This window comes from Oxalicibacterium solurbis, assembly GCF_014635845.1.
GTDB classification, from domain to species: Bacteria; Pseudomonadota; Gammaproteobacteria; order Burkholderiales; family Burkholderiaceae_D; genus Oxalicibacterium; species Oxalicibacterium solurbis.
Window position 1 is genome coordinate 207,573 of sequence record NZ_BMDP01000003.1, and the last position, 23,128, is coordinate 230,700.

At 60.7% G+C, this 23,128-nt stretch carries 21 protein-coding genes and 1 riboswitch; of the genes, 10 read left to right on the forward strand and 11 right to left on the reverse strand.

Going from position 1 to position 23,128, the window contains the following annotated elements; all coding sequences use genetic code 11:
- Positions 1-97: 97 nt before the first annotated feature.
- Positions 98-1,765, forward strand: a complete 1,668-nt coding sequence (ettA, locus tag IEV40_RS10925; protein WP_188421590.1) for an energy-dependent translational throttle protein EttA — start codon at positions 98-100, stop codon at positions 1,763-1,765.
- A gap of 102 nt (positions 1,766-1,867) precedes the next feature.
- Here ettA and IEV40_RS10930 read toward each other — a convergent pair whose 3' ends face one another.
- From IEV40_RS10930 to IEV40_RS10945, 4 genes are all read right to left on the reverse strand, one after another.
- Positions 1,868-2,146, reverse strand: coding sequence for a pentapeptide MXKDX repeat protein (locus IEV40_RS10930; protein WP_188421592.1), 279 nt, complete (start codon positions 2,144-2,146; stop codon positions 1,868-1,870).
- 83 nt (positions 2,147-2,229) lie between these two features.
- Positions 2,230-3,003 (reverse strand): molybdopterin-dependent oxidoreductase, encoded by a 774-nt coding sequence (locus IEV40_RS10935; RefSeq protein WP_188421594.1) that lies wholly within the window; start codon positions 3,001-3,003, stop codon positions 2,230-2,232.
- Between the two features lie 16 nt (positions 3,004-3,019).
- Positions 3,020-3,616: a cytochrome b/b6 domain-containing protein gene (locus tag IEV40_RS10940; RefSeq protein ID WP_229724075.1), complete on the reverse strand. Its 597-nt coding sequence runs from the start codon at positions 3,614-3,616 to the stop codon at positions 3,020-3,022.
- Between the two features lie 11 nt (positions 3,617-3,627).
- On the reverse strand, positions 3,628-4,422 hold the full coding sequence (locus tag IEV40_RS10945; RefSeq protein ID WP_188421596.1) for a DUF1223 domain-containing protein: 795 nt from the start codon (positions 4,420-4,422) through the stop codon (positions 3,628-3,630).
- 124 nt (positions 4,423-4,546) lie between these two features.
- Between IEV40_RS10945 and IEV40_RS10950 the strand changes: the two genes are divergently transcribed.
- Both IEV40_RS10950 and IEV40_RS10955 read left to right on the forward strand, forming a co-directional pair.
- Positions 4,547-5,131 carry a sigma-70 family RNA polymerase sigma factor gene (locus tag IEV40_RS10950; protein ID WP_188421598.1) on the forward strand — a complete coding sequence of 195 codons (585 nt, stop codon included), beginning with the start codon at positions 4,547-4,549 and terminating at the stop codon, positions 5,129-5,131.
- On the forward strand, positions 5,128-5,769 hold the full coding sequence (locus IEV40_RS10955) for an NrsF family protein (protein ID WP_188421600.1): 642 nt from the start codon (positions 5,128-5,130) through the stop codon (positions 5,767-5,769). Before IEV40_RS10950 ends, IEV40_RS10955 begins: the two co-directional genes overlap by 4 nt.
- Positions 5,770-5,843: 74 nt before the next feature.
- On the opposite strand, the gene IEV40_RS10960 is transcribed toward IEV40_RS10955, so the two are convergent.
- Together IEV40_RS10960 and IEV40_RS10965 are read right to left on the reverse strand one after the other, a co-directional pair.
- Positions 5,844-7,550, reverse strand: coding sequence for a methyl-accepting chemotaxis protein (locus tag IEV40_RS10960; protein ID WP_188421602.1), 1,707 nt, complete (start codon positions 7,548-7,550; stop codon positions 5,844-5,846).
- Between the two features lie 263 nt (positions 7,551-7,813).
- A complete protein-coding gene (locus IEV40_RS10965; protein ID WP_188421604.1) occupies positions 7,814-8,704 on the reverse strand; it encodes a LysR family transcriptional regulator in 891 nt (296 codons plus the stop codon).
- Positions 8,705-8,824: 120 nt separating this feature from the next.
- On the opposite strand from IEV40_RS10965, the gene IEV40_RS10970 reads away from it, so the two are divergent.
- Positions 8,825-9,940, forward strand: a complete 1,116-nt coding sequence (locus tag IEV40_RS10970) for a YeiH family protein (RefSeq protein WP_188421606.1) — start codon at positions 8,825-8,827, stop codon at positions 9,938-9,940.
- Between the two features lie 119 nt (positions 9,941-10,059).
- The gene (locus IEV40_RS10975) at positions 10,060-10,644 is read left to right on the forward strand and encodes an IMPACT family protein (RefSeq protein WP_188421608.1); all 585 of its coding nucleotides are present in this window, start codon (positions 10,060-10,062) and stop codon (positions 10,642-10,644) included.
- A gap of 27 nt (positions 10,645-10,671) precedes the next feature.
- Here IEV40_RS10975 and IEV40_RS10980 read toward each other — a convergent pair whose 3' ends face one another.
- Complete coding sequence (locus tag IEV40_RS10980) at positions 10,672-11,505, reverse strand: aldo/keto reductase (protein ID WP_188422373.1); 834 nt, start codon at positions 11,503-11,505, stop codon at positions 10,672-10,674.
- Between the two features lie 106 nt (positions 11,506-11,611).
- On the opposite strand from IEV40_RS10980, the gene IEV40_RS10985 reads away from it, so the two are divergent.
- The 4 genes from IEV40_RS10985 (at position 11,612) to IEV40_RS11000 (ending at position 17,902) form a co-directional block, all read left to right on the forward strand.
- Positions 11,612-12,079 (forward strand): 2,4'-dihydroxyacetophenone dioxygenase family protein, encoded by a 468-nt coding sequence (locus IEV40_RS10985; protein ID WP_188421610.1) that lies wholly within the window; start codon positions 11,612-11,614, stop codon positions 12,077-12,079.
- A 132-nt stretch (positions 12,080-12,211) separates the two neighbouring features.
- Positions 12,212-13,681: a sensor domain-containing diguanylate cyclase gene (locus IEV40_RS10990; protein ID WP_188421612.1), complete on the forward strand. Its 1,470-nt coding sequence runs from the start codon at positions 12,212-12,214 to the stop codon at positions 13,679-13,681.
- A 401-nt stretch (positions 13,682-14,082) separates the two neighbouring features.
- Positions 14,083-16,920 carry an autotransporter family protein gene (locus IEV40_RS10995; RefSeq protein ID WP_188421615.1) on the forward strand — a complete coding sequence of 946 codons (2,838 nt, stop codon included), beginning with the start codon at positions 14,083-14,085 and terminating at the stop codon, positions 16,918-16,920.
- Positions 16,921-17,116: 196 nt separating this feature from the next.
- Positions 17,117-17,902, forward strand: a complete 786-nt coding sequence (locus IEV40_RS11000) for a phytanoyl-CoA dioxygenase family protein (protein ID WP_188421617.1) — start codon at positions 17,117-17,119, stop codon at positions 17,900-17,902.
- Between the two features lie 61 nt (positions 17,903-17,963).
- Here the strand turns inward: IEV40_RS11000 and IEV40_RS11005 are convergent, their stop codons facing one another.
- Positions 17,964-18,305: a hypothetical protein gene (locus IEV40_RS11005; RefSeq protein ID WP_188421619.1), complete on the reverse strand. Its 342-nt coding sequence runs from the start codon at positions 18,303-18,305 to the stop codon at positions 17,964-17,966.
- 150 nt (positions 18,306-18,455) lie between these two features.
- A riboswitch (yybP-ykoY riboswitch) is annotated at positions 18,456-18,624 on the forward strand.
- A gap of 18 nt (positions 18,625-18,642) precedes the next feature.
- Between IEV40_RS11005 and IEV40_RS11010 the strand changes: the two genes are divergently transcribed.
- The gene (locus tag IEV40_RS11010; protein ID WP_188421621.1) at positions 18,643-19,218 is read left to right on the forward strand and encodes a TMEM165/GDT1 family protein; all 576 of its coding nucleotides are present in this window, start codon (positions 18,643-18,645) and stop codon (positions 19,216-19,218) included.
- A gap of 98 nt (positions 19,219-19,316) precedes the next feature.
- On the opposite strand, the gene IEV40_RS11015 is transcribed toward IEV40_RS11010, so the two are convergent.
- The 3 genes from IEV40_RS11015 to IEV40_RS11025 form a co-directional block, all read right to left on the reverse strand.
- Complete coding sequence (locus IEV40_RS11015; protein ID WP_188421623.1) at positions 19,317-20,285, reverse strand: NAD(P)H-dependent flavin oxidoreductase; 969 nt, start codon at positions 20,283-20,285, stop codon at positions 19,317-19,319.
- Positions 20,286-20,346: 61 nt separating this feature from the next.
- On the reverse strand, positions 20,347-20,820 hold the full coding sequence (locus IEV40_RS11020) for a cyanophycin metabolism-associated DUF1854 family protein (RefSeq protein WP_188421624.1): 474 nt from the start codon (positions 20,818-20,820) through the stop codon (positions 20,347-20,349).
- Entirely contained in the window at positions 20,817-23,075 is a 2,259-nt protein-coding gene (locus IEV40_RS11025) for a cyanophycin metabolism-associated ABC transporter (RefSeq protein ID WP_188421626.1), read from the reverse strand. The genes IEV40_RS11020 and IEV40_RS11025 overlap by 4 nt, the downstream gene beginning before the upstream one ends.
- Positions 23,076-23,128: the final 53 nt, after the last annotated feature.

The following is a 23,128-nucleotide window of genomic DNA, read 5'->3' on the forward strand; positions in this document are numbered from 1 at the left end:
ACGGTTTACAAACGCAAAAAGTTGCGCTCTCCATGTCTTCCGTGGTGCGATCAGGTATCCTTGTGCGGTTTTTCTTCCATCGAACAGTGCAACTGCAATGGCCAATTACGTATACACCATGAACCGCGTGGGCAAGATCGTTCCGCCCAAGCGCCAGATCCTCAAGGACATCTCGCTGTCGTTCTTCCCCGGCGCCAAGATCGGCGTGCTGGGCCTGAACGGCTCCGGCAAATCGACGCTGCTGAAGATCATGGCCGGCATCGATACCGACATCCAGGGCGAAGCGCGCCCCATGCCCGGCCTGAACATCGGCTACCTGCCGCAGGAGCCGCAGCTCGATCCGGAAAAGACCGTGCGCCAGGAAGTCGAATCCGGCCTCGGCGAAGCCTTCGAGGCGCAAGCCAAGCTGGATGCGGTGTATGCCGCGTATGCGGAAGAAGATGCCGACTTCGATGCACTGGCCGCCGAACAGGCGCGCCTGGAGGCGATCATTTCCGCCTCCGACGGCGGCAACCTGAACCTGCAACTCGAAATGGCCGCCGACGCATTGCGCCTGCCGCCGTGGGATGCCAGGATCGGCGTGCTGTCCGGCGGTGAAAAACGTCGCGTCGCATTGTGCAAACTGCTGCTGTCCAAACCCGACATGCTGCTGCTCGACGAACCAACCAACCATCTGGATGCGGAATCGGTCGAATGGCTGGAGCAGTTCCTGTTGCGCTTCCCGGGCACCGTGGTCGGCATCACTCACGACCGCTACTTCCTCGACAACGCCGCCGAATGGATTCTCGAACTGGATCGCGGCAGTGGCATCCCGTGGAAAGGCAATTACTCGTCGTGGCTCGATCAGAAGCAGGCGCGTTTGAAGCAGGAAGAAGCCACCGAATCAGCGCGCCAGAAAGCGCTCGCCAAGGAACTGGAATGGGCGCGGCAGAATCCGAAGGCACGCCAGGCCAAGTCCAAGGCACGTCTGGCCCGCTTCAACGAATTGAGCGAATACGAATACCAGAAGCGCAACGAAACCCAGGAGATTTTCATTCCGGTTGCCGAGCGTCTGGGCAACGAAGTCATCGAATTCAAGAACGTCTCGAAAGCGTTCGGCGATCGCCTGCTGATGGACAACGTCTCCTTCACCGTGCCGCCGGGCGCCATCGTCGGCATCATCGGTCCGAACGGCGCCGGCAAATCGACGCTGTTCAAGATGATCGCCGGCCTCGACAAACCGGACAGCGGTGAAGTCGCAATCGGGCAGACCGCGCAAATCTCGCTGGTCGACCAGTCGCGCGACGATCTGGCCAACACCAAGACGGTATTCGAAGACGTGTCCGGCGGCGCCGACATCCTGAGCGTGGGCCGTTTCGAAATGCCGTCGCGCGCCTACCTCGGCCGCTTCAACTTCAAGGGCGGCGACCAGCAAAAGATCGTCGGCAATCTGTCCGGCGGCGAGCGCGGCCGCCTGCATCTGGCAAAGACGCTGCTCAAGGGCGGCAACGTGCTGCTGCTGGATGAACCGTCGAACGATTTGGACGTCGAAACGCTGCGCGCGCTGGAAGACGCCTTGCTCGAATTCGCCGGCAGCGTGATGGTGATTTCGCACGATCGCTGGTTCCTCGATCGCATCGCCACGCACATCCTCGCGTTCGAAGGCGATTCGCAAGTCGTCTTCTTCGACGGCAACTACCAGGAATACGAAGCCGACAAGAAGAAACGTCTGGGCGAAGAAGGCGCAAAGCCGAAGCGCATCCGCTACAAGCCGCTGACCACCTGACGTCCTGCTGCAACAAGCATCACCCAATAAAAAGGGAGAGCCGATCGCCAGATCGCTCTCCCTTTTTTCATGCGCGGCGCAACGCCGCGCACGCCTACGGCATTACTTGCTCATGCCATCCTTGCTCATGCCGTCGTGCGACATTTCGCCCTTCTTCATGCCGTCCTTCGACATGTGATCCTTCTTCATCGCGTCTTTCTTCATGCCGTCCTTGGACATATGGTCCTTCTTCATGCCATCTTTTTTCATGCCGTCTTTCGACATGCTGTCCTTGGCCATGCCATCGTGCGACATTTCATCCTTCTTCATGGCGTCCTGCGCAAAGGCAGCGGTGGAGATCAGCAGGGTTGCGGACAGGATGGCGGTAGCAAATTTTTTCATGATGTTTCCTCTTCGGTAGGTAAGTAAAAAATAAAAAGTCGTAATGCGGTGTTGCTCAATTTGCGAACAGTCGTGCTTGTGACTCAACTGCCGCCGAACCAGTTGTATCCCTGGTCTTCCCAGTAACCGCCCGGATAGGCATTGGTGACGAAAATCGCCTGGATATGCTTGGGATTCTTGTAGCCGAGCTTGGTCGGCATCCGCAGCTTCATCGGATAACCGTATTGCGCCGGCAAGGTCTGGCCGTCGTAGGTCAGCGTCATCAGCGTTTGCGGATGCAGCGCGGTCGCCATGTCGATACTGGTGTAATAGTCGTCCGCGCATTTAAAGCCGACGTATTTCGCATTCAGGTCGGCACCGACGCGCTTGAGGAAAGTGGCGAACGGTACGCCACCCCATTTGCCGATTGCGCTCCAGCCTTCGACGCAGATGTGGCGTGTCACCTGATCGGTCTGCGGCAAGGCACGCAGCTTGCGCAGCGTCCACGGCGTGCGGTCGGCGATCATGCCGCTCAGTTCGAGCCGCCATTCGCCGCCGTCGATCTGCGGCACTTCGTCTTCGCCGTAGAACGCATTGAACGGGAACGGTCGCGTGATCATCGAATCGGGGTAAGTCGGCGCCAGCCGGTTGGGATCGAACAGCTTGCCTTGCACGCGGTCGTTCCATTGCGAGACCTGGCCGAGCGCTGACTCGATGCTGCTGTCGTCGTCCAGCGAACAGCCAGTCAACAAGGCGAGGCCGCCCAGCGTGATCGTGCGCTGCAGGAAGGTACGGCGCGATGGCGCGGCGACGCGGCGAATCGCATCGGCCAGCATCAGTTCGCTGTCTTTCGAATAGGTGATTTTCTTCTTGATCATGATGGCTCCTGCTTCTTCAACGGCCGCGAATCATCGCCAGCAGCGTACGCGGCACCAGCGCCACCATCGCGACGTGGACGATGAAGAATGCAACCAGCGCAGACATTGCAAAGAAATGGATGCGGCGCGCGGCTTCGTATCCGCCCAGCAGTTCGCGCAGCAGCGGAAACTGCACTGATTTCCACAGCACCAGCCCGGACAGGACGACCAGCACGATGTCGAGCATGACGAACAGGTAGGCAGCGCGCTGTACCGCGTTGTAGTGGCGCGGATCGGCATGCGACAGCTTGCCTTTTAGCGCGGAGAGGAAATCGGCGATCAACTGACGTGGCGTCAGCGGAAAGAACTGCCGCTTCAGGCGACCGGAGAAGACATTGACGGCCAGATAGATCAGTCCATTGATGACCAGCAGCCACATCGCGGCGAAATGCCACTGCAGCGCGCCGCCCAGCCAGCCGCCGAGTGTGATGTCGGAAGGAAAACGGAAATCGAAAAACGGCGATGCGTTATAGATGCGCCAGCCGCTGGTAACCAGCACGATGACGGCAATCGCATTCAACCAATGCGTGATGCGCAGCCAGACCGGATGGATGGTGCGCGACGATTTCATCATGGCCGCCTGCATCACAGCCCCCGCGTCGCTGGTTGGCACTGCGCAGTGCTGACGGCCTGCAGCACACGGCCTTCATCGGGTGCCTGCACGAAGGCAACGGCTTGCAGCCTGTTGCGATTCCAGCCTGCAGGCAGCGTCACATCGTGGTGAAACTGCGCACGGCCTTGCGACAGGCTGATCGGCCCGTACCACTGCCGCACCGTGCCGTCGTGATGCAAGGTAGCGCCGCTGTTCTCACCGCGCGATACTTTTGAAACCAGGCCGTTCTCGCTGATGGCGACATACAGGTCGCCGTCAACCGTTGCATCTTGCTTTGCGTTGACAGCCACATCGAGCGTCACCGAACCGGATGCATTCGGCGTCGTCTTCAGCGTGATCGCAACCGGCGCGGGAATCGCGTTGACCTGGCGGATGGCTTCCGGCAACCTGCCGCGCCAAGAACGCAGTTCATTGCCGTTGACGAAAAACTGCGGCGTATAGACAACACGGCTGTGATGGGCCGCGACCAGATCGCTCTGGCGACGATCGAAGGTCTTCTGCGCGAAGATGTCCTTCCAGCCGATATCGTCCCAGTACGTGACGTGCATCGACAACGGCACGACCGCCGCATCGCTGTCCAGGCCATTCTTCAGTTCGCTCAACTGCCGGTCGGCCGGCGGACAACTGGAACAGCCTTCGCTGGTGTAGAGTTCGACCAGCGCAGCCGTTGCGGGGCCGCTTTTGACTTCGCAGACGTTCCCGGCATACGATGGCAGCCCTGTCGTGACGAGCACACCGGCCAGGGCGCTCAATGCAATTGGTTTCATGTGCGATTACCGTTGAATGAATGTGCAAGGTAATTCGCAAGAAAAACGGAACGGGTTACATGCCCGCAAAAAAATTTCGACTTTTCCGCGTTTTTATTTCATCCCCATGTAACCGAAAGCACCGATGCACCGTATACCAGAAGGAGAGGAAAAAACTGCTGTTGCACAGACGGAAACCCGGCTGCGTTCCCTTCTGCTGCGCGGCATGGACGGCGATGAAGCCGCCTATCGCGATTTCCTTCAGACAAGTGCAACGCATTTGCGTGCATTCCTGCGCCGCCGCCTGAGTCGCTGGCCGGACGAGGTCGAAGATCTGGTGCAGGAATCGCTGCTGGCCTTGCACAACCAGCGCATGACCTACGATCGCGACGCGCCGCTGACGGCATGGATGTACGCGATCGCGCGCTACAAACTGATCGACTGGCTGCGCCGCCATGCGCGGCACGAGGGCCTGAACGATCCGCTGGACGACGACAGCGAACTGTTCTCCACCGCCGATGCGGATGGCAGCGAAGCCAGGCGCGATCTGCAGAAGGTGTTGAACATGCTGCCCGAACAGCAACGCGCTGCCATCCTGCATACGAAAGTGGATGGCTTGTCGGTCCGCGAAACGGCGGCGGCGATGCAGATATCGGAAGCGTCGGTCAAGGTCGCCGTGCATCGCGGCCTGAAGGCACTGGCAGCAAAATTGCGGAACGAGAAATCATGAAGACAGACGACCTGATCGATATGCTGGCCAGCGGGCCGGACCTCGCGGCACCGAAGATTCCGGTGCGCCGTTTCATCCTGCTCGTGGCGACCGGATTCCTGGCAAGCGTGCTGCTGATGCTGGCGCTGCTCGGCGTGCGTTCCAATTTCGACGAAATGGCGACGTTGCCGGCGTTCTGGGTCAAGATCGTTTTCGTCATCGCGCTGGCGAGCGCCGGCGGCATCGTGGCGGCACGCCTGTCGATGCCGGGTGCGCGCACATCGATGCTGCCGGTGCTGATTGCCGCGCCGCTGCTGCTGATCTGGATTGCCGCCGCCGTATCGCTGATGCATGCGGCGCCGGGCGAACGCAGCCATCTGTTCTGGGGCGATACCTGGCGTTACTGCACGCTGCTGATCACGCTGCTGTCGCTGCCGATCTTCGCCGCCGTGCTGCAGATCATGCGCCAGCTGGCGCCGACACGCCTGCATCTGGCCGGCGCCGGCGCCGGCTTCGCCGCCGGTGCGGCCGCCATCGTCGTCTACTCGATGCATTGCCCGGAAATCGCGGCGCCTTTCCTGGGTTTCTGGTACGTGCTCGGCGCAGCGATTCCGACGATCCTCGGTGCATTGATCGGGCCGCGCATCCTGCGCTGGTAACATCGGCGGGTTCGGTACCATCATTAAAAAAGGCCATGCATTGCATGGCCTTTTTGTTTCTGCACAACCGACGATCAGAATTCTTCCCAGTCCCCGTCGCCGGCAGGCACGGCTTTCGGCTCTCTCTTCTCGACTTTCGACGATACGGCCTTCAACTTAGGCGCAGTTTTTACCGGCGTCCTTTCGGCAGCCGGATTTCTTGCGATTGCCTTCGGCGCACCGGCCGGCATCACGACCGCATTGCCGTCCAGCTTGAATACGCTGACGACGTGCGACAGATTGGTCGCCTGATCCTGCAGCGATGCCGCAGCGGCCGCAGCCTCTTCGACCAGCGCCGCATTCTGCTGCGTGACCTGGTCCATCTGCATCACGGCTTCGTTGATCTGTTCGATACCAGACGTCTGCTCCTGGCTGGCGGCCGTGATCTCGCCCATGATGTCGGTCACGCGGCGCACGCTGTCGACCACTTCCCTGATCGTCGTGCCGGCCTCGTTGACCAGTTGCGAACCGGTGTTGACCTTTTCCACCGAATCGTTGATCAGCAGCTTGATTTCCTTCGCCGCGCTCGCGCTGCGCTGCGCGAGATTGCGCACCTCGGTCGCGACAACGGCGAAGCCGCGCCCCTGTTCCCCGGCGCGTGCCGCTTCGACCGCCGCGTTCAACGCGAGGATATTCGTCTGGAACGCGATGCCGTCGATGACACCGATGATGTCGACGATCTTGCCGGCCGAATCGTTGATCGAACCCATCGTCTCCACCACTTGCGAGACGACTTCGCCGCCGCGCACGGCGACTTCGGATGCGCTCTGCGCCAATTGATTCGACTGGCGTGCGTTGTCGGCATTCTGCTTGACGGTGGAGGTCAGCTCTTCCATCGACGATGCGGTTTCTTCCAGTGAGCTGGCCTGTTCTTCGGTGCGTGCCGACAGATCGAGGTTGCCGGTCGCGATCTGCGTGGAAGCGGCAGCGATCGTGTCGGTGCCGAGCCGCACCTGCGAGACGATCTTCACCAGGCTTTCGTTCATGTCCTTCAAGGCTTGCAGCAATTGGCCGGTTTCATCCCTGGATGTGACGGTGATGGTGCCGGTCAGATCGCCATCGGCGACCTTGCGCGCCAGCCCGACCGCCTGCGTCAGCGGACGCGTGATGCTGCGCGTCGCGAGGAAAGCCAGGATCAGGCTGATGACGACAGCCATCGCCGACAGCGCCGCCACCAGTTCCTTCGCCTGATTCGCCATGCTGTGCGCTTCGTCGCCGGACTGCTTCATCAGCTGCCCCTGATAATCGATCAGTTTTCCCAACCCCACCATGTAGGCCAGCTGCGCCGGACGCAGTTCGGCAAACAGCAGGGCATGCGCTTCTTCCTTCAGGCCGTCCGACATCAGCGTGACGAAACGATCCTTCAGCGGACTGAACTGGCCGCGCGCCTCGATCAGCGCTGCCATGTGCTTGCGGCCTTCTTCCGATGTGATGGTCTTGTCCAGTGCGTCCAGCGACTGCGTGATCACCTGCGAACTCTTTGCGATATTGTCGAGCTCGCCCTTGATCTCGTCGGGACTCGTCATCAACAGGGTGTTGCGCATGTTGCGCGCAGTCTCGTTGAGCTCGTCCATGATGGTGTTGGCATGCACGGTCTTCGGATAACGGTCTTCATTGGTCAGCGTGATTGCCTGATCGAGACGATCGATACGGGAAAAGGCAATCGTTGCCAGGATGATCAGGACGACGACGACACTGCCAAAACTCAAGGCCAGACGCTGGCCGATTTTCAGATTTTTCATTTCCCGCCTCTTTCAATGAAGTGGATCACGATGTCATTGCAGGCGGACGAAGAACAATCGGCAGGCTTGTCGACACGCCGAACTGATCTTGCAGCCCTGCCCCGAAATTGACTGCCCAAACTTTCTTATCGGCGACAAGGCGGCACTTCTTAAAGAAATTCTGAGAAATACCTCACGTTTTTTTAATGCCGCCGCAGATGCGGCAATCACGGCGGCAGCATCGTGCCGCGCGATCGATCGCTGTCGACCGGCATCAGGCGATATCAATTCGCCCAGTCGCGGCAGAACTGCATGAAGAATTCCAGCCGCGCCGACAACAGCTTGTTGCGGCGGTGGATCAGGTAGAAGTGGCGTTGCAGACGCGGCAAGGTCGTGCGCAATTCGACAAGACGGCCGCTCTCCACCAGATCGGCGACGACCAGCCGCGACAGGCAGGCCAGGCCCAGGCCGGCCGACGCCGCGTGCTTGATCGCTTCCGCATTGCTGAACTCGCCGGCCGAATGCAGCATGTGCAGATGCGGCAGCAGCGCATGCTCGACCGCCTCGCGCGTGCCGGAACCGACTTCGCGCAGCAGCCAGCCGGCCTGCCGCAGATCGGCCAGCGGCACCTTGCCGTCGCGCGCGGCCAGCGGATGGTGCGGCGCGCAGACCACCACCAGCTCGTCGGCAAGCCACGGTTCCGCGCGCAATTCCGGCTCATGGCACGGCCCTTCGATCAGGCCGACATCGACGTCGAACGCCGCCACCGCGGCTGCCACCGCGCGCGTGTTGGCGATCGTGACCTGCGGCACCGATGCTGAATGCTGCGCGAAATGCGCCAGCATGTGCGGCAGCAGATAGATGCCGATCGTCGTGCTGGCGGCTATCCGCAGCCCGACCGCATCGGCGGCATCGGGCTGATGGAACTGCGCTTCCATCGTCGCTGCCGCATCCAGCATCTGGCGCGCCTGCGGCAGCAGCATGCGGCCGTTGTCATTGAGGATCAGGCGCTTGCCGATGCGGTCGAACAAGTGAATGCCGAGCAGCCCTTCCAGTTCCTTCAGCGCGGCGCTGGCAGCCGATTGCGACAACGCGACAGCATCGGCCGCGGCCATCGTGCTGCCGTGGTCGGCCACGGCCAGAAAGATCTGCAATTGTCGGAGGGTGAGCCGCATGTGCCTTGCCTTTCAATTTCGCTTATCGATTTTTCAGGTTGATTATAGATAAACAAATCGTTTTATCAATTAAGCTGCATTGCCTAGACTCCGGACATTCCCTCATTCTCCGGAGCGCGCATGCACACTTCCCGCCCAACCCTTGCTCGCAGCGTAGCGACGCCGCGCCTGCTGCGCCTGCTGCGCTGGCTGCCCGGCCTCGCGCTGAGCGCCGCGATTGCACTGGCGGCGATCCGGCTCGGCGAGCTGCCGTGGCTGCAGACGCATGGCTTGAGTCCGTTGATCGTCGCCATCCTGTTCGGCATCGTGCTCGGCAATACCATCTATCCGTACATCGGCACGCAATGCGGGCCGGGCATTGCCGTCGCCAAGCAGACGCTGCTGCGCGCCGGCATCGTGGTGTACGGCTTCCGGCTGACTTTTCACGATGTCGGCCACGTCGGCACGGCCGGCATCGTCATCGATGCGCTCGTGCTCACATCGACATTTGCGCTGTCGCTCTTCGTCGGCCGGCGCATGCTGGGGCTGGATCGCGATACCTCGACCCTGATCGGCGCCGGCAGCGCCATCTGCGGCGCCGCCGCGGTGATGGCGACAGAACCCATCGTCAAGGCGCGCGCCGAGAAAGTGACCGTTGCGGTATCGACCGTCGTCGTGTTCGGCACGCTGGCGATTGCGCTCTATCCACTGCTGTACCAATGGAATCTGGCCTGGCATCTGCTGCCGGTCGATGCTTCCGGATTCGGCATCTACATCGGTTCGACCGTGCACGAAGTGGCGCAGGTGCTGGCCGCGGCACGCACGATCTCGCCGCAAGCAGCCGACAGCGCCGTCATCGCCAAGCTGGTGCGCGTGATGATGCTGGCGCCCTTCCTGCTCGCGCTGTCGTTGTGGATGCGGCGCGATTCATCGGGCGCACAGCAATCGAATGCGCACCATCCATCGCATCGCGACGGCAAAGCGGCGCGCGTGACGATTCCGTGGTTCGCCTTCGCCTTTCTCGCGGTGGTCGGCCTGAACACGGCTGCGCCGCTGTCGCCTGCATTGCGTGCCGATGCGATCGACATCGATACCTGGCTGCTGACGATGTCGATGGCAGCGCTGGGGCTGACGACGCATCTTTCGGCGATCCGCCGCGCCGGCATCAAGCCGCTGATCCTGGCTGCGCTGCTGTTCGGCTGGCTGATCGCCGGCGGCGCGCTGATCAACCGCCTCGTTACCGCAGTAGCGGGATGATCATGCGCGGATAAACGGCGCAAGGCGCACGATGGCAGCGGCACATCGCTTATCATTTGCACCTTATTGCGCCGCATTGCAGCCGATTGCATCGCGCGCTCACCGTTTGCCGCTTCTTCATGCATCAACTCGCCGCTCCCGTCTCCGCCGAAATCGAAATCAGGAAGAGCCGCTTCATCGCGCTGCTCTATCCGCTGACTACGCGTGCCGAAGCGCAGGCGAAACTGGCCGAGCTGCGCGCACAGCATCCGAACGCCGTGCATTTCTGCTGGGTGCTGGTCTGCGACGGCGATTCGGGACTGGACGACGACGGCGAACCGTCCGGCACCGCGGCGCGGCCGATGTACAACGTGCTGGTGCACAAGGATGTATTCAATGTGCTGGCCGTCGTTGTGCGCTACTGGGGCGGCATCAAGCTGGGTGCGGGCGGGCTGACGCGCGCCTACGGACAGGCCGTATCGGAAGCGATGAAGCTGGCGGAACTGGTGCCGGTGGAAGCGATGTGCGAACGGCGTTTCGTGCTGCCGTTCGCCGACGAATCGACGCTGCGCCGTTTATGCGAGCAGCACGACGTCGTCGTGCTCGATGCGATCTATGGCGATGCAGTCACGCTACACGTGCGGATGAAGGAAAGCCAGGCCGGCGAATTCTGCCGGCTGGCGGTCGACCTGCTGCGCGGCGGATTGCAGATATCAGAAACCTGATCCCGCAAGCCGTCGCGCAGATTCATATCAGAGCATTTCCAGCGGTTCGGGGCTGGACGGCGGCGGAAACGCTTCGTCCAGTTCTGACAGATCCTGCTCGGTCAGTTGCAGATCCAGCGCCGCATGATTCTGCTGCACGTGTTCGACTTTCGATGCCTTCGGAATCGCAATCACGCCCTGCTGGCGCAGCACCCACGCCAGCGCCACCTGCGCCGGCGTCACACCGTGGCGCTCGGCGACGTCCTGCACTTCCGGGTAATGCGACAGGCGCCCCTGCTCGATCGGCGAATACGCCATCAGCGGCAGGCCGCGCTGCTGCGCCTGCGGCAGCAGGTCGAACTCGATGCCGCGCCGCGTCAGGTTGTACAGCACCTGGTTGGTTGCCACCGCATCGCCGCCCGGCGCGCGCAGCAATTCCTTCATGTCGTGGACGTCCATGTTGCTGACGCCCCAGCGACGGATCTTGCCGTCGCGCTGCAATTTTTCGAACGCTTCGATGGTTTCGGCAAACGGCGTGCGGCCGCGCCAGTGCAGCAGATAGAGATCGAGACGGTCGGTGCCGAGACGACGCAGGCTGCGTTCGCAAGCAGCGATCGTACCGTTGCGCGACGCATTGCTCGGCAAGACCTTGCTGACCAGGAAAACTTCGTCGCGGCGGCCATTGATGGCTTCGCCGACCAGTTCTTCCGACGCGCCGTCGCCGTACATCTCGGCGGTATCGATCAACGTCATGCCCAGGTCGAGGCCGGTGCGCAACGTGGCGATTTCCTCGGCGCGACGGTTACGGTGATCGCCCATGAACCAGGTGCCCTGGCCGAGCACGGGAACGGTTTCGCCGGAAGGAAGGGTTGTCGTACGCATCATGGTCCTTTCTGTTTCAGCCGTCGCACTTGCCGCATAGCTACGGCAGGCCCGAAGGGGTCGTTATAGAATGGCCGATTATACGTAACGCCTCTGCGCAACACCGATGTCCGCTTCACGCCCCAACGCCTTGACCACGCCCGCCACGCTCTCCACCTGCCGTCCCGATACGATGGACTGGGTGCCGTGGGCCATGCCCGGCGCGCAGTTCAAGCTGCTGCACGCGGATGCGACGACCGGCAGCTTCACGCTGCTGATCCGCTTCGAGGCCGGCGCGGAAGCGCCGGTGCATCGCCACGTCGGCGCGGTGGAAGGTTACATGCTGGAAGGCGGCTTCTTTTACAAAGACGATCCCGACACGCGCTTCGATGCCGGCAGCTATCTGTATGAAAACGAAGGCGCCGTGCATCAGCCCGTCAGCCCGCACGGCGGCGTGATGTTCGCCGTCTTCCACGGCCCGGTCGAAGGGTTGGACGAAGAAGGCAACGTGATCGGCCGCATCCACTGGAAGTGGCACGTGAAGAAATGGAACGAGGCCGGCAACGCCTATACGCCGGATGGACTGGCCGAGTGATGCGTCCGCGCTGCAACAGCCTGCATAAAATTCCGCCATCGCCGCAGCAGTCCTCCTTATAATTGCCCGTTGCCGGGAGAACGCCGCACCTCACGGACATCGTTGTTGCGACCGATTCCCTTTCTTCAGTCTATGCGTCTTCTTCCGGAAAAATATCGCCTGCTCATCTGGATCAGCCTGCTGCTGGTTGCCGGCTTCCTCACCACCAGCGTCATCAGCTACGTCGTCTCGCGCGATGCGATTCGCCAGCGCGTCGCCGAACAGGCGCTGCCGCTGACCAGCGACAACATCTATTCCGAAATCCAGAAGGACATCCTGCGCCCGGTCTTCATCTCGTCGCTGATGGCCAACGACACCTTCCTGCGCGACTGGATGCTGGCCGGCGAAACCGACGTCAACCAGATCGCCCGCTACCTGAAACAGGTCAAGGAAAAATACGGCACGATCAGCAGCTTCCTCGTTTCCGAACCGACGCATCGTTATTACTACGGCGACGGCCTGCTGAAGACCGTCAGCGAAAAGGAAGAACGCGACGTCTGGTATTACCGCGTGCGCGACATGAAGGCCGATTACGAAACGAACGTCGACATCGACATGGCCAATCGCGATGCGATGACGATCTTCATCAACCATCGCGTCGTCGACTATGACGGCAACTTCCTCGGCGCAACCGGCGTCGGCCTGACGCTGGATACGATGGCAGGTCTGCTCGACAGCTATCAGACCCGCTTCCATCGCACCATCTACTTCGTCGACAAAAGCGGCGCCATCAAGCTGACCGGCAAATCGATGCGCGACAAGCAGGATGCACACGGCACGATTCTGAATATGCCCGGCGTTTCCACCGTGGCGAAACAGATCCTGGGCAACAAAAGCACGACGCCGACCCGGCTCGAATACAAGCGCGATCATGCAACCATCCTGATGAGCTCGCGCTTCATTCCCGAGCTCGACTGGTATCTGCTGGTCGAACAGGATCTCGCCGACGACGTGCTGCCGCTGCAGCGCATGCTGTATATCAACATCGCCGTCAGCGCGATCGTCACGCTGCTGATCCTCGGGATGGTGCTGTTCATCGTGCGCCGTTCGCACGAACAGATGGAAACCATCGCCGGCACCGACACGCTGACCGGCCTGCTGAACCGCCAGGCATTCGAGATGGTGTTCCATCAAGCCATCTTAGACAGCGAGCGGCGCGGCAGTCCGCTGTGCGCCGTGCTGTTCGACATCGATTACTTCAAGATGGTCAACGACAACTACGGCCATCTGGCCGGCGACCGCATCCTGCAGGAGATCGCCACCATCGCCAGGAAATCGGTGCGCGAGAACGACATCGTCGCGCGCTGGGGCGGCGAGGAATTCCTCGTGCTGCTGAAAGACTGCCCACTGCAGCAGGCAATCGCCATTGCCGAGAAACTGCGCGGCACCATCGCCAACCACGACTTCGCACTGCGCGGCGGCGATATCCTGCTGACCGCCAGCCTCGGCATCGCCGAATATGCACGCAACGAATCGTCGGCCGACTTCTTCACGCGCGCCGATCGTGCGCTCTACCAGGCCAAGGAAAAAGGCCGCAATCGCATCGCGGTATCGCAATCGTAGTCGTAGTCGTAGTTCATGGTGTTGCGTCGGCGCCCCTGAGAATCGAAGGATGATCTGCGGCGCCGGAAATATCGTTGCAAGCCTTTGCAAGCCTTTATATCAGCACAACGATATTGCTTAAGAACTTACGAACAACAGCGTTCTTGCCTCAATAAGGACAGGCTTATGGCCCCGCGTCGGAGCTATCCGTTTCTACTGATTCGGAGCCCCTTGCTTTCAAGGCACCAGACGAATCAGTGTCTCCCGAACATCACCCATGACGCCCTCCCTGCAAAGCAGGAAAAATTGCTTGACGGACACATCCTCCAGTCGTCAAAGTGGCTTATCGGAAATTCTCTTGTCTCGGCAGCCAGAGCCGGTGAACGCCGGCAATCCCACCTAAGAATAGGGAGAGCGTTTTAATGACAATTAAAAATTCTCGTTTTGCATGCCATTCAACTATTGAACGCGATTGCAATGAATGCAATTTCGTTCCTCCTGGCAGTCGCATCACAAAACTTAAAAGCACCTCTTTTCGTTACCCTCCTCTACTCTTGTCGACCGCAATTGCTGCACTTATTTATGCAACGGATGGCATGCAATCCGCAAGTGCACAATCAGTGACTGCCACCGGCGACTTGAATTACACCCCTCCCGGCGGAACGCAGAACTGGCCGGTTGGCGACGACCTTATCGTTGGCGATACGGCCCCCGGCACCTTGCTTATCGATGCAGGCGGCACGGTAGACAACAATGAGAGTTACGTCGGCAATCAGGCTGGCGCCGTGGGGACGGTTACCGTCCAAGGGAGTGACGGAAGCGGAAATGCTTCGACCTGGACGAATAACGGCCAGCTTGCTATCGGTGTGGAGTCCGGCAGCAATGGCACGCTCAACATCCTCAATGGCGGTCTGGTGACGAACTCAACCGATGTTTCCATCGGTCGCGACAACGGCAGTACCGGGAACGTTACCGTGTCTGGCACGGGATCGGCCTGGGAAAGTTCTTCCGGGTTTGGATTTCGAATCGGTAATGGCGGTACTGGCACGCTCGACATCAACAATGGCGGCGTCGTGCACAGTGGTCAGGGTTTGATCGGCGTTGCCAGCGGCAGCGATGGGCACGTTACTGTCTCTGGGCCCGGATCGATCTGGGATCCTTTCGATAACATCTACGTGGGTTTCTCGGGCACTGGCGAACTCGATGTACTGGATGGCGCCACGGTAAGCACGGAGCAGACCGGTGGCGGTGCTGCAACCATCTATCTCGGTCTCTACAACGGCGGCCAGGGCACGGTTACCGTATCGAGCAGTACCGGCAATACTTCGACATTAAGTGTTACCGATGATCTGCGTGTCGGCGTTGGCGGTTCAGGTGCGATGACCATCGAACAAGGCGGCCTGGTACGTGTCGGGGACAATGTGCATATTGCCGATACGGGCACAAGCAGCGGCACACTGCATCTCAATGGCGACGTCACCGGGCGCGGCATTCTTGAAACCGGCTCAGTGATCGCCGGGACCGGCACCGTCGATCTCGACCTCAATGGCGGCATTCTGCGCGCGAACCGGGATGAAGCCAACTTCCTGAACGGCTTTACGGCACAGACCGTCGGCGCAGAAGGTGCATGGTTCGACACCAACGCGCATACGATCGGCATCAGCACCGCTTTTATCGGAACATCGAGTTTCAACAAACTTGGGGCGGGCACACTGATATTGACCGGAGACAGTTCAACCTTCACCGGCAATACCGAGGTGCAGGCAGGGACACTGCAGATCGATGGCGCCCTGGGCGGCCCCACCGATGTATTGGCGGGTGCGAGACTGACCGGCATCGGCCAGGTCGGCGTCACGACCAACCGCGGCGTGATCGCACCGGGTCACGTCGGCAGCCTTGGCACACTCACCATTGCCGGCAATTACACGCCTGTGGGCGGCAGTATCGAAATCAGAACGCAACTGGGTGACGATACCTCGCCGACCGATCGTCTTGTCATCACCGGATCCACATCCGGTTCGACCCCTGTCACGGTCACGAACTTCGGCGGCACCGGCGCTCAGACTACGGAAGGCATCAAGATCATCGACGTCGCAGGCGTCTCCACCGGCACATTCACGCTGCAGGGTACGACAACCTATGAGGGCGACCCGGCCGTCGTGGCGGGTGCTTACGCGTATCGGCTTTATCAGGGCGGCGCATCCACACCGGCAGATGGAGACTGGTATTTGCGTTCGGCATTGCAGAGCACATCTGCCCCGCCAGACACGCCGCTCTATCAACCCGGCGTTCCCAGCTATGAAGCCTATCCGCAAATTCTGCTGGGACTGAATGGCGTGCCGACACTTCAGCAACGGGTCGGCAATCGTTTCTGGAACGATGCAAGGACAGCATCCGCAACAGACAACGGCAACGGCGCCACCGGCGCATTCACCGAAACGAACGGCATGTGGGTGCGCGTGGAAGGCGGACATAAGCGCATCGATCCAAAGTATTCAACTGTCGACGGCGACTATGAGTACGACATGGTCAAAACACAGGTCGGCCTTGACGCGATGCTTTCGCAGAACGGCAACGGCAGACTCGTCGGCGGACTCACGGCGCATTACGTGCACGGCAGTGCCGAGACCAGTTGGCGTTACGGCACCGACAATTACGGCTCCGGCGACATTTCCACCGACGGCTACGGTTTTGGCGGCACGTTGACCTGGTATGGGAACAACGGTTTCTACGTGGACGGCACGGCACAGGTGACCTGGTACAGCAGCGACTTGTCTGCACACCCCGTGGGCGGCCTCGAAAACAGCAACGATGCCTTCGGCTCCACCTTGTCCATTGAGAGTGGCAAGCGCATCGCGATGCATGGCGACTGGTCGCTCACTCCGCAAGTTCAACTGACTTATTCAAAAGCACGCTTCGATAATTTCAGTGACGTATTCGGTGCATCGATACACCCGGGGCGCGACGACAGCCTGCAGGGTCGCCTCGGGATCAGTCTCGAACGCCAGGTTGATCGCACGCATCTTTACGGCATTGCCAATCTGTACAACGAATTCTTCGATGGAACGTCGGTCACTATCAATGACAAGGCTTTCCATAGCCGCAACGACCGGCTTTGGGCAGGGATAGGATTCGGCGGTTCATACAACTGGGATAACGACAGGTATTCCATTTATGGAGAAGGAACCGTCAACACCAGCCTGGCCGGCAACAACTCTTATGGGTATGGAGCCACCATCGGCTTTCGCGCCAAATGGTAATGCGCTGTTGATCAACAACGCTGCGTGTTTGCATGAATCCCGGCTGCGTTCTCAATATGCATGTGCGGAAGCATAAGTTGGCGGCAATAACAATATCGTTCTACGCATGGGTACGCGTTGTCATGCACCGCCGGCAAAACGAAGCGATCGGCGCTACACTGATTGCTTCGCACCGAACCACGTATCTACGGACCCCATGAGTACGCCCACCGCCGCCGAATCCGCCCTGTCGCCTGCGCAGATCGCACAGTTCGAGCAGGACGGTTATCTGGTCTTCAGGAACATGCTGGATGCAACCGCATGCGAGGGCATGCTGGCCGTCGCGCAACGGCAGTTGCAGGAAGCGCAGCAACCGCTCGAATACGAAGCGGAACTCGGCTACGCCGGCGCGCCGAGATCGCTGGAAGCCGAAGGCGGACGCACGATACGCCGCCTGCGCGGCGCCTATGACCGCGATGCGGTCTTCCACGACTGGGCCGAAGATCCGCGTGTGACCGGCAAGCTGCGCCAGCTTCTCGACGAACCGGTCTGCCTGACGCTGGCGCATCACAACTGCGTGATGACCAAGCATCCGCAATACGGCACCGCCACCGGCTGGCACCGCGACATCCGCTACTGGTCGTTCACGCAGCCGAACCTGATCTGCGTCTGGCTGGCGCTCGGCGATGAAGTCGCCAGCAACGGCAGCCTGCATTTCATTCCCGGTTCGCATCGCCTGCAGATTGCGCCCGATCGGCTGGACGACCTGCTGTTCCTGCGCCCCGAACATCCGGAAAACCAGGCGCTGTTCAAGCAAGGCAAGGCGGTGGAACTGCATCGCGGCGATGTCGTGTTCTTCCACAGCCTGCTGTTCCATGCGGCAGGCGTAAACACGTCGGACAAGGTCAAAACTTCGGTCGCGTTCGCCTATCATGGCTGCAGCAACCAGCCGCTGCCGAACACCCGCTCTTCCGCATCCGGCGACGTGCGCATCGCCGATTGACGCACAGCCAACGTAAAAAAGCCCTCGCAAGAGGGCTTTTTGTTTGTTCACGCCACCATCATCACTTCTTCGGTGTGCTCGGCGGCGTACTTGGCGGATTACGTGACGATTCCGGCAATTGCTTCTGTGTCGCATCGGGATGATCCCGCCGGATTTCCTCCACGCCTGCCATGCCGCGCCTGTCCGTATCGAGCTGGCCTTCCTGGATATCGTCGTGCGCGCGCTTGATGACGTCGCGCGGCGCATCGTCCTGGCTATCGAACGATTCATCATGTTCATGCGGCAGGCGCGGCGACGAACGATCGCCATCCTTCTCTTCGCGCATGCCGGCACGGCTATCATGGCGCTTGTCGGTAGAAACCTGCGCTTCGGGCATCGTCGTACCCGGCTTGTCCGTCTGCATATGTCGTCCTCCTCGAGGTTGCATGAGCGCAATTGCGCAAAAAGATTGCATCATCAATAAGAACGCACGAAACGCTAATAATTCCCGTTGCCGATTTTGCGTTGCTGCAGGAAAAATCCTATTCAGCCCTCTGCGATTCTGTTAATCTTGCGTCCGAACTCTGGGGAGTAGCCGGCCTTCGGCAACGAAGGCATCTGCATCAACACATTTGGCCCGCAGGCCATGGTGCAGATGATCGCAAGATTTGGCGAGACCATTGATCAACCGACGACTTGCAGGGGCCGGAGTCGTTGCTTGGTCTTTGGTTGAATCGTCCGGCCCTGGAAAGTCTCTTCTGATGGAATCCTTCTTCGTCTCGACCGGCATCGTCGCGCTGGCCGAAATCGGCGACAAGACGCAACTCCTGTCCTTCCTTCTCGCAGCAAAATTCCGCAAACCCTTGCCGATTGCCGCAGGCATTCTGGTTGCCACGCTGTTCAATCACGCATTCGCCGCAGCGATCGGCTCGTGGCTGACGCAGGCGCTCGGCCCCGAAGTGCTGCGCTGGATACTCGGCATTTCCTTCATCGCGATGGCCGGCTGGATGCTGATCCCGGACAAACTCGATGAAGACGATGCCAAGCTGGCGAAATACGGCGTTTTCATGACCACGCTGATCGCTTTCTTCCTCGCCGAAATGGGCGACAAGACGCAGATCGCCACCGTCGCACTCGCCGCGAAATTCCACGCCTTCTGGCCGGTGCTGGCCGGCACCACCTTCGGCATGATGCTGGCCAACGTGCCCGCCGTCTATTGCGGCAGCAAGCTGGCGGGACGCATGCCGGTGACGCTGGTGCACCGGATTGCAGCCGTGATTTTCGTCATACTCGGCGTGATGACGCTGATGGGGATGGGCAGCGAGATGGGGTTGTAATGCAGGGACTGTAATTCGGCGATTGCGATCGCGCATCGATCATGCGATTGCATGCGCACACGCCGATCACATGACTGCGCGGGCAGACCTGAAAGACGTCAGAGTTTCAGGCGCGCCCGCGCCGCATCATATTCCGTCTTGAGCCGCTGCACGATTTCGGCGACGCCCGGCGCATCGTCGATCAGGCCGACGCCCTGCCCCGCGCCCCAGATGTCGCGCCACGCCTTGGCCTTGCTGTCACCGCCGGAACCGAAATTCATCTTCGATTTGTCGGCGACTGGCAGGTTGTCGGGATCGAGGCCGGCATTGATGACGGAGGCGCGCAGATAGTTGCCGTGCACGCCGGTGAACAGATTGGTATAGACGACATCGCCAGCAACCGATGCGATCAACGCATCGCGATAGGCCGGCGCGACGTTGGCTTCCTGCGTCGCCAGCCAGCGTGTGCCGATGTAGGCGAGGTCCGCGCCCATCGCCTGCGCCGCCAGTACCGCATCGCCGGTGGCGATCGCGCCGGACAACACCAGCGGCCCGGAAAACAGTCGCCGCGCCTCGCCGACCAGTGCGAACGGCGACAGCGTGCCGGCATGGCCGCCTGCGCCGGCGCAGACGAGGATCAAACCGTCAACGCCTGCCTCCAGCGCTTTCTCCGCATGGCGAATCGAAATGACGTCGTGCAGCACGATGCCGCCGTAACCGTGAATCGCATCCAGCATTTCGCGCGGCGGTGCACGCAAGGAAGAAATGATGATAGGCACGCGATGCCGCACGCAGACTGCAACGTCATGCGCGAGCCGGTCGTTCGATTGATGGACGATCTGGTTGACGGCGATCGGGCCGACCGTTGCCGACGGATGCGCATCCGTCCATGCAGCCAGTTCAGCCTGAATGTCGGTCAGCCAGTCGTCGAGCAGTTCCGCCGGTCGTGCATTCAGAGCGGGAAACGCACCGACAATACCGGCCTTGCATTGCGCAGCGACTAGTGTCGAACCACTGGCGATGAACATCGGCGCAGCGATGACCGGCAGAGACAGATTGCGTAACGCTTCCGGCAAGTGATCGGACATTCTGCCTCCTTCGATGACGGCGCACATTCATGTAGCGCCGGTATGCGGTACAGGATTGCGGCTACAAGAAGCGGTCCAGCAACTTGCGGCTGTGCTTGTCGAGTTTCTTCAAATCGCGAATGAAAAACTGCACGCCGTGCGTATCGGCGATCATCAGCGAGACATCGCCGATACGACGAATGTCTTCCTCGCCGCGCAGCACCAGCGTCGCATCGCCGCGACTGGTTTCGACCTGCCAGGTACTGGGCGATGCGAAAGCCGACACATTCTTGATGCGCAAAATTTCCGGCAGGAATTCGCGATTCGCCAGTTCTTCCTTCAGCAAGGCGCGCACCGCTTCCGGCAATGCGTTTAATGCATCGATCCACAACAATTCATGGCCGTCGGCGCTGACGATGGCGATACCTTCTTCGGGTGCGGCAATCGGAAAGGCGCGCACCGGCACCACGTTGTCGTGCACGACGCCGTCCGCACCAGTGAACGCCAGCTTGCCGAAGGCGTTGCGCATCAACCTGATCTGCGAAAAATCGCTCATGCCTCGCCCCCGTTCAGCAATGCCGCATCTTCCAGCAGATCGTTTTCCGCCTGCCGCGCCTGCGCCTGATACAGCTTGAAGTAGGCACCGCGGCGCGCCAGCAGTTCTTCGTGCGAACCGATCTCGACGATCTGGCCGCGATCCATCACGACGATGCGATCGGCGCGGCGCAGCGTGGAAAGACGATGCGCAATCGCGATCGTGGTGCGGCCGTGCACAAGATTGTCGAGCGCCTTCTGGATTTCACGCTCGGTGGTGGTATCGACCGACGATGTCGCTTCGTCGAGGATCAGGATGTGCGGATCGATCAGCAGCGCGCGCGCAATCGAAATGCGCTGGCGTTCGCCGCCGGACAAGGTCTGTCCGCGTTCGCCGACCATCGAATCGTAACCATGCGGCAGGCGCAGAATGAATTCATGCGCGTTGGCAGCACGCGCAGCGGCGATGATTTCGGCACGTGTCGCATCCGGCTTGCCGTAGGCGATGTTGTCGGCAATCGTGCCGAAGAACAGGAAAGGTTCCTGCAGCACGAGGCCGATGTTGCGGCGATAGTCGGGAATCGAGATCGCACGGATATCGACGCCATCGACGGTGATCGCACCCTGCGACACATCGTAGAAACGACAGATCAGGTTGACCAGCGTGCTCTTGCCGGAACCGCTATGGCCGACCAGGCCGATCATTTCGCCTGGACGGATATGCAGGTCGAGCCCACGGATGACTGCGCGGTTGCCGTAGCGAAAACCGATGTTGTTGACGACGATGTCGCCCTTGATCTTGTCCAGCCTCACCGGATTCACCGGCTCCGGCACTGACGACACGTGATCGAGGATGTCGAAAATGCGTTTGGCGCCAGTCGCGGCTTTTTGCGTCACCGACACGATACGACTCATCGAATCGAGGCGTATGTAGAAGCGGCTGATATAGGCAAGGAATGCCGTCAGTACACCGACCGTGATCTGGTCGTTCGACACCTGCCAGATGCCGACCGCCCACACCACCAGCAGGCCGATTTCGGTCAGGAAGGTAACGGTCGGCGAGAACAGCGACCACACCTTGTTGACGCGATCGTTGATCTGCAGGTTGTGCTGGTTGGCATCGCGGAAGCGCGCGGCTTCGCGCTTTTCCTGCGCGAACGCCTTGACGACGCGAATGCCGGGAATCGTGTCGGCCAGCACGTTGGTCACCTGCGACCAGATGCGGTCGACCTTCTCGAATCCATTCCGCAGCTTGTCGCGCACGACGTGGATCATCCAAGCGATGAACGGTAGCGGCAGCAGCGTCACCAGCGCCAGCCACGGATTGATCGAGATCAGGATGCCGGCCGTCATCGCGATCATCAGCACATCGGTCGCGAAGTCGAGCAGGTGCAGCGACAGGAACACGCAGATGCGATCCGTCTCGGAACCGATGCGCGTCATCAGATCGCCGGTGCGCTTGCCGCCGAAATATTCGAGCGACAGTTTCAGCAGGTGTTCGTAGGCGGTGGTGCGCAGGTCGGCGCCGATGCGTTCGGACACCAGCGCCAGAATGTACGTGCGCATCCAGCCCAGCCCCCACGCCAACAGCGCGGCGCCGAACAGGCCGCCGAGATACAGCGAAACCAGATGGTGATCGATCGGCACGCCGTTCTGGTAAGGGATCAGCACGTTGTCCATCAGCGGCAGCGACAGGTAGGGCGGCACCAGCGTGGCGGCGGTCGACGCCAGCGTCAGCACGAAGCCGAGAATCAGTTGTCCCTTGTACGGCTTGGCGAAACGCCACAGGCGAAACAGCGCGGCCGGCGACGGCGCCTGCTCTTCGGCTTCGCTGTCGGCCTCACTATCGTCTTCGCCGTCTACTTCGTCGTCGACCTGCGCCTCTGCCGGCGCACCGGCGGCAGACTGTTTGCCCAGCGCTTCGAAGGCGGCGATCAATTGCAATGCAGCAGGATTACGGCCCAGCGTATAGCGCCACAGCACCAGCCGCGATGCCGCATCCACCAGTTCCAGACTGCCGACGCCGGCATGATCGGCATGGCGCAACGACAGGTCGGGACGCAACGCCCAGTCTTGCCAATCTTCGTCATGCAATCCGCGCGACAGCAGGCGCAGATTGGTCAGCACGACGATGCCGGGCGCGAAATGCAACGCGGCATCGAGATCGAGTTCCAGCCAGGCAATAATCGTCTCGCCATCGCCCAGCCGCGATTGCACATCCTGCCAGGCCGCCGGCACGCCGGATCTGGCAACGGAAAGGGAAGGAACGGTATTCATCAAAACGCCCCGGAAACCGGAGAAAGGCGGTGGTTCATGCTGTCGGATTCGAG

Bases quoted from the DNA above. Each gene is read 5' to 3' on its own strand.
- ettA (WP_188421590.1), top strand. From the start codon at position 98: ATGGCCAATTACGTATACACCATGAACCGCGTGGGCAAGATCGTTCCG.
- IEV40_RS10930 (WP_188421592.1), bottom strand. From the start codon at position 2,146: ATGAAAAAATTTGCTACCGCCATCCTGTCCGCAACCCTGCTGATCTCC.
- IEV40_RS10935 (WP_188421594.1), bottom strand. From the start codon at position 3,003: ATGATCAAGAAGAAAATCACCTATTCGAAAGACAGCGAACTGATGCTG.
- IEV40_RS10940 (WP_229724075.1), bottom strand. From the start codon at position 3,616: ATGATGAAATCGTCGCGCACCATCCATCCGGTCTGGCTGCGCATCACG.
- IEV40_RS10945 (WP_188421596.1), bottom strand. From the start codon at position 4,422: ATGAAACCAATTGCATTGAGCGCCCTGGCCGGTGTGCTCGTCACGACA.
- IEV40_RS10950 (WP_188421598.1), top strand. From the start codon at position 4,547: ATGCACCGTATACCAGAAGGAGAGGAAAAAACTGCTGTTGCACAGACG.
- IEV40_RS10955 (WP_188421600.1), top strand. From the start codon at position 5,128: ATGAAGACAGACGACCTGATCGATATGCTGGCCAGCGGGCCGGACCTC.
- IEV40_RS10960 (WP_188421602.1), bottom strand. From the start codon at position 7,550: ATGAAAAATCTGAAAATCGGCCAGCGTCTGGCCTTGAGTTTTGGCAGT.
- IEV40_RS10965 (WP_188421604.1), bottom strand. From the start codon at position 8,704: ATGCGGCTCACCCTCCGACAATTGCAGATCTTTCTGGCCGTGGCCGAC.
- IEV40_RS10970 (WP_188421606.1), top strand. From the start codon at position 8,825: ATGCACACTTCCCGCCCAACCCTTGCTCGCAGCGTAGCGACGCCGCGC.
- IEV40_RS10975 (WP_188421608.1), top strand. From the start codon at position 10,060: ATGCATCAACTCGCCGCTCCCGTCTCCGCCGAAATCGAAATCAGGAAG.
- IEV40_RS10980 (WP_188422373.1), bottom strand. From the start codon at position 11,505: ATGCGTACGACAACCCTTCCTTCCGGCGAAACCGTTCCCGTGCTCGGC.
- IEV40_RS10985 (WP_188421610.1), top strand. From the start codon at position 11,612: ATGTCCGCTTCACGCCCCAACGCCTTGACCACGCCCGCCACGCTCTCC.
- IEV40_RS10990 (WP_188421612.1), top strand. From the start codon at position 12,212: ATGCGTCTTCTTCCGGAAAAATATCGCCTGCTCATCTGGATCAGCCTG.
- IEV40_RS10995 (WP_188421615.1), top strand. From the start codon at position 14,083: ATGACAATTAAAAATTCTCGTTTTGCATGCCATTCAACTATTGAACGC.
- IEV40_RS11000 (WP_188421617.1), top strand. From the start codon at position 17,117: ATGAGTACGCCCACCGCCGCCGAATCCGCCCTGTCGCCTGCGCAGATC.
- IEV40_RS11005 (WP_188421619.1), bottom strand. From the start codon at position 18,305: ATGCAGACGGACAAGCCGGGTACGACGATGCCCGAAGCGCAGGTTTCT.
- IEV40_RS11010 (WP_188421621.1), top strand. From the start codon at position 18,643: ATGGAATCCTTCTTCGTCTCGACCGGCATCGTCGCGCTGGCCGAAATC.
- IEV40_RS11015 (WP_188421623.1), bottom strand. From the start codon at position 20,285: ATGTCCGATCACTTGCCGGAAGCGTTACGCAATCTGTCTCTGCCGGTC.
- IEV40_RS11020 (WP_188421624.1), bottom strand. From the start codon at position 20,820: ATGAGCGATTTTTCGCAGATCAGGTTGATGCGCAACGCCTTCGGCAAG.
- IEV40_RS11025 (WP_188421626.1), bottom strand. From the start codon at position 23,075: ATGAATACCGTTCCTTCCCTTTCCGTTGCCAGATCCGGCGTGCCGGCG.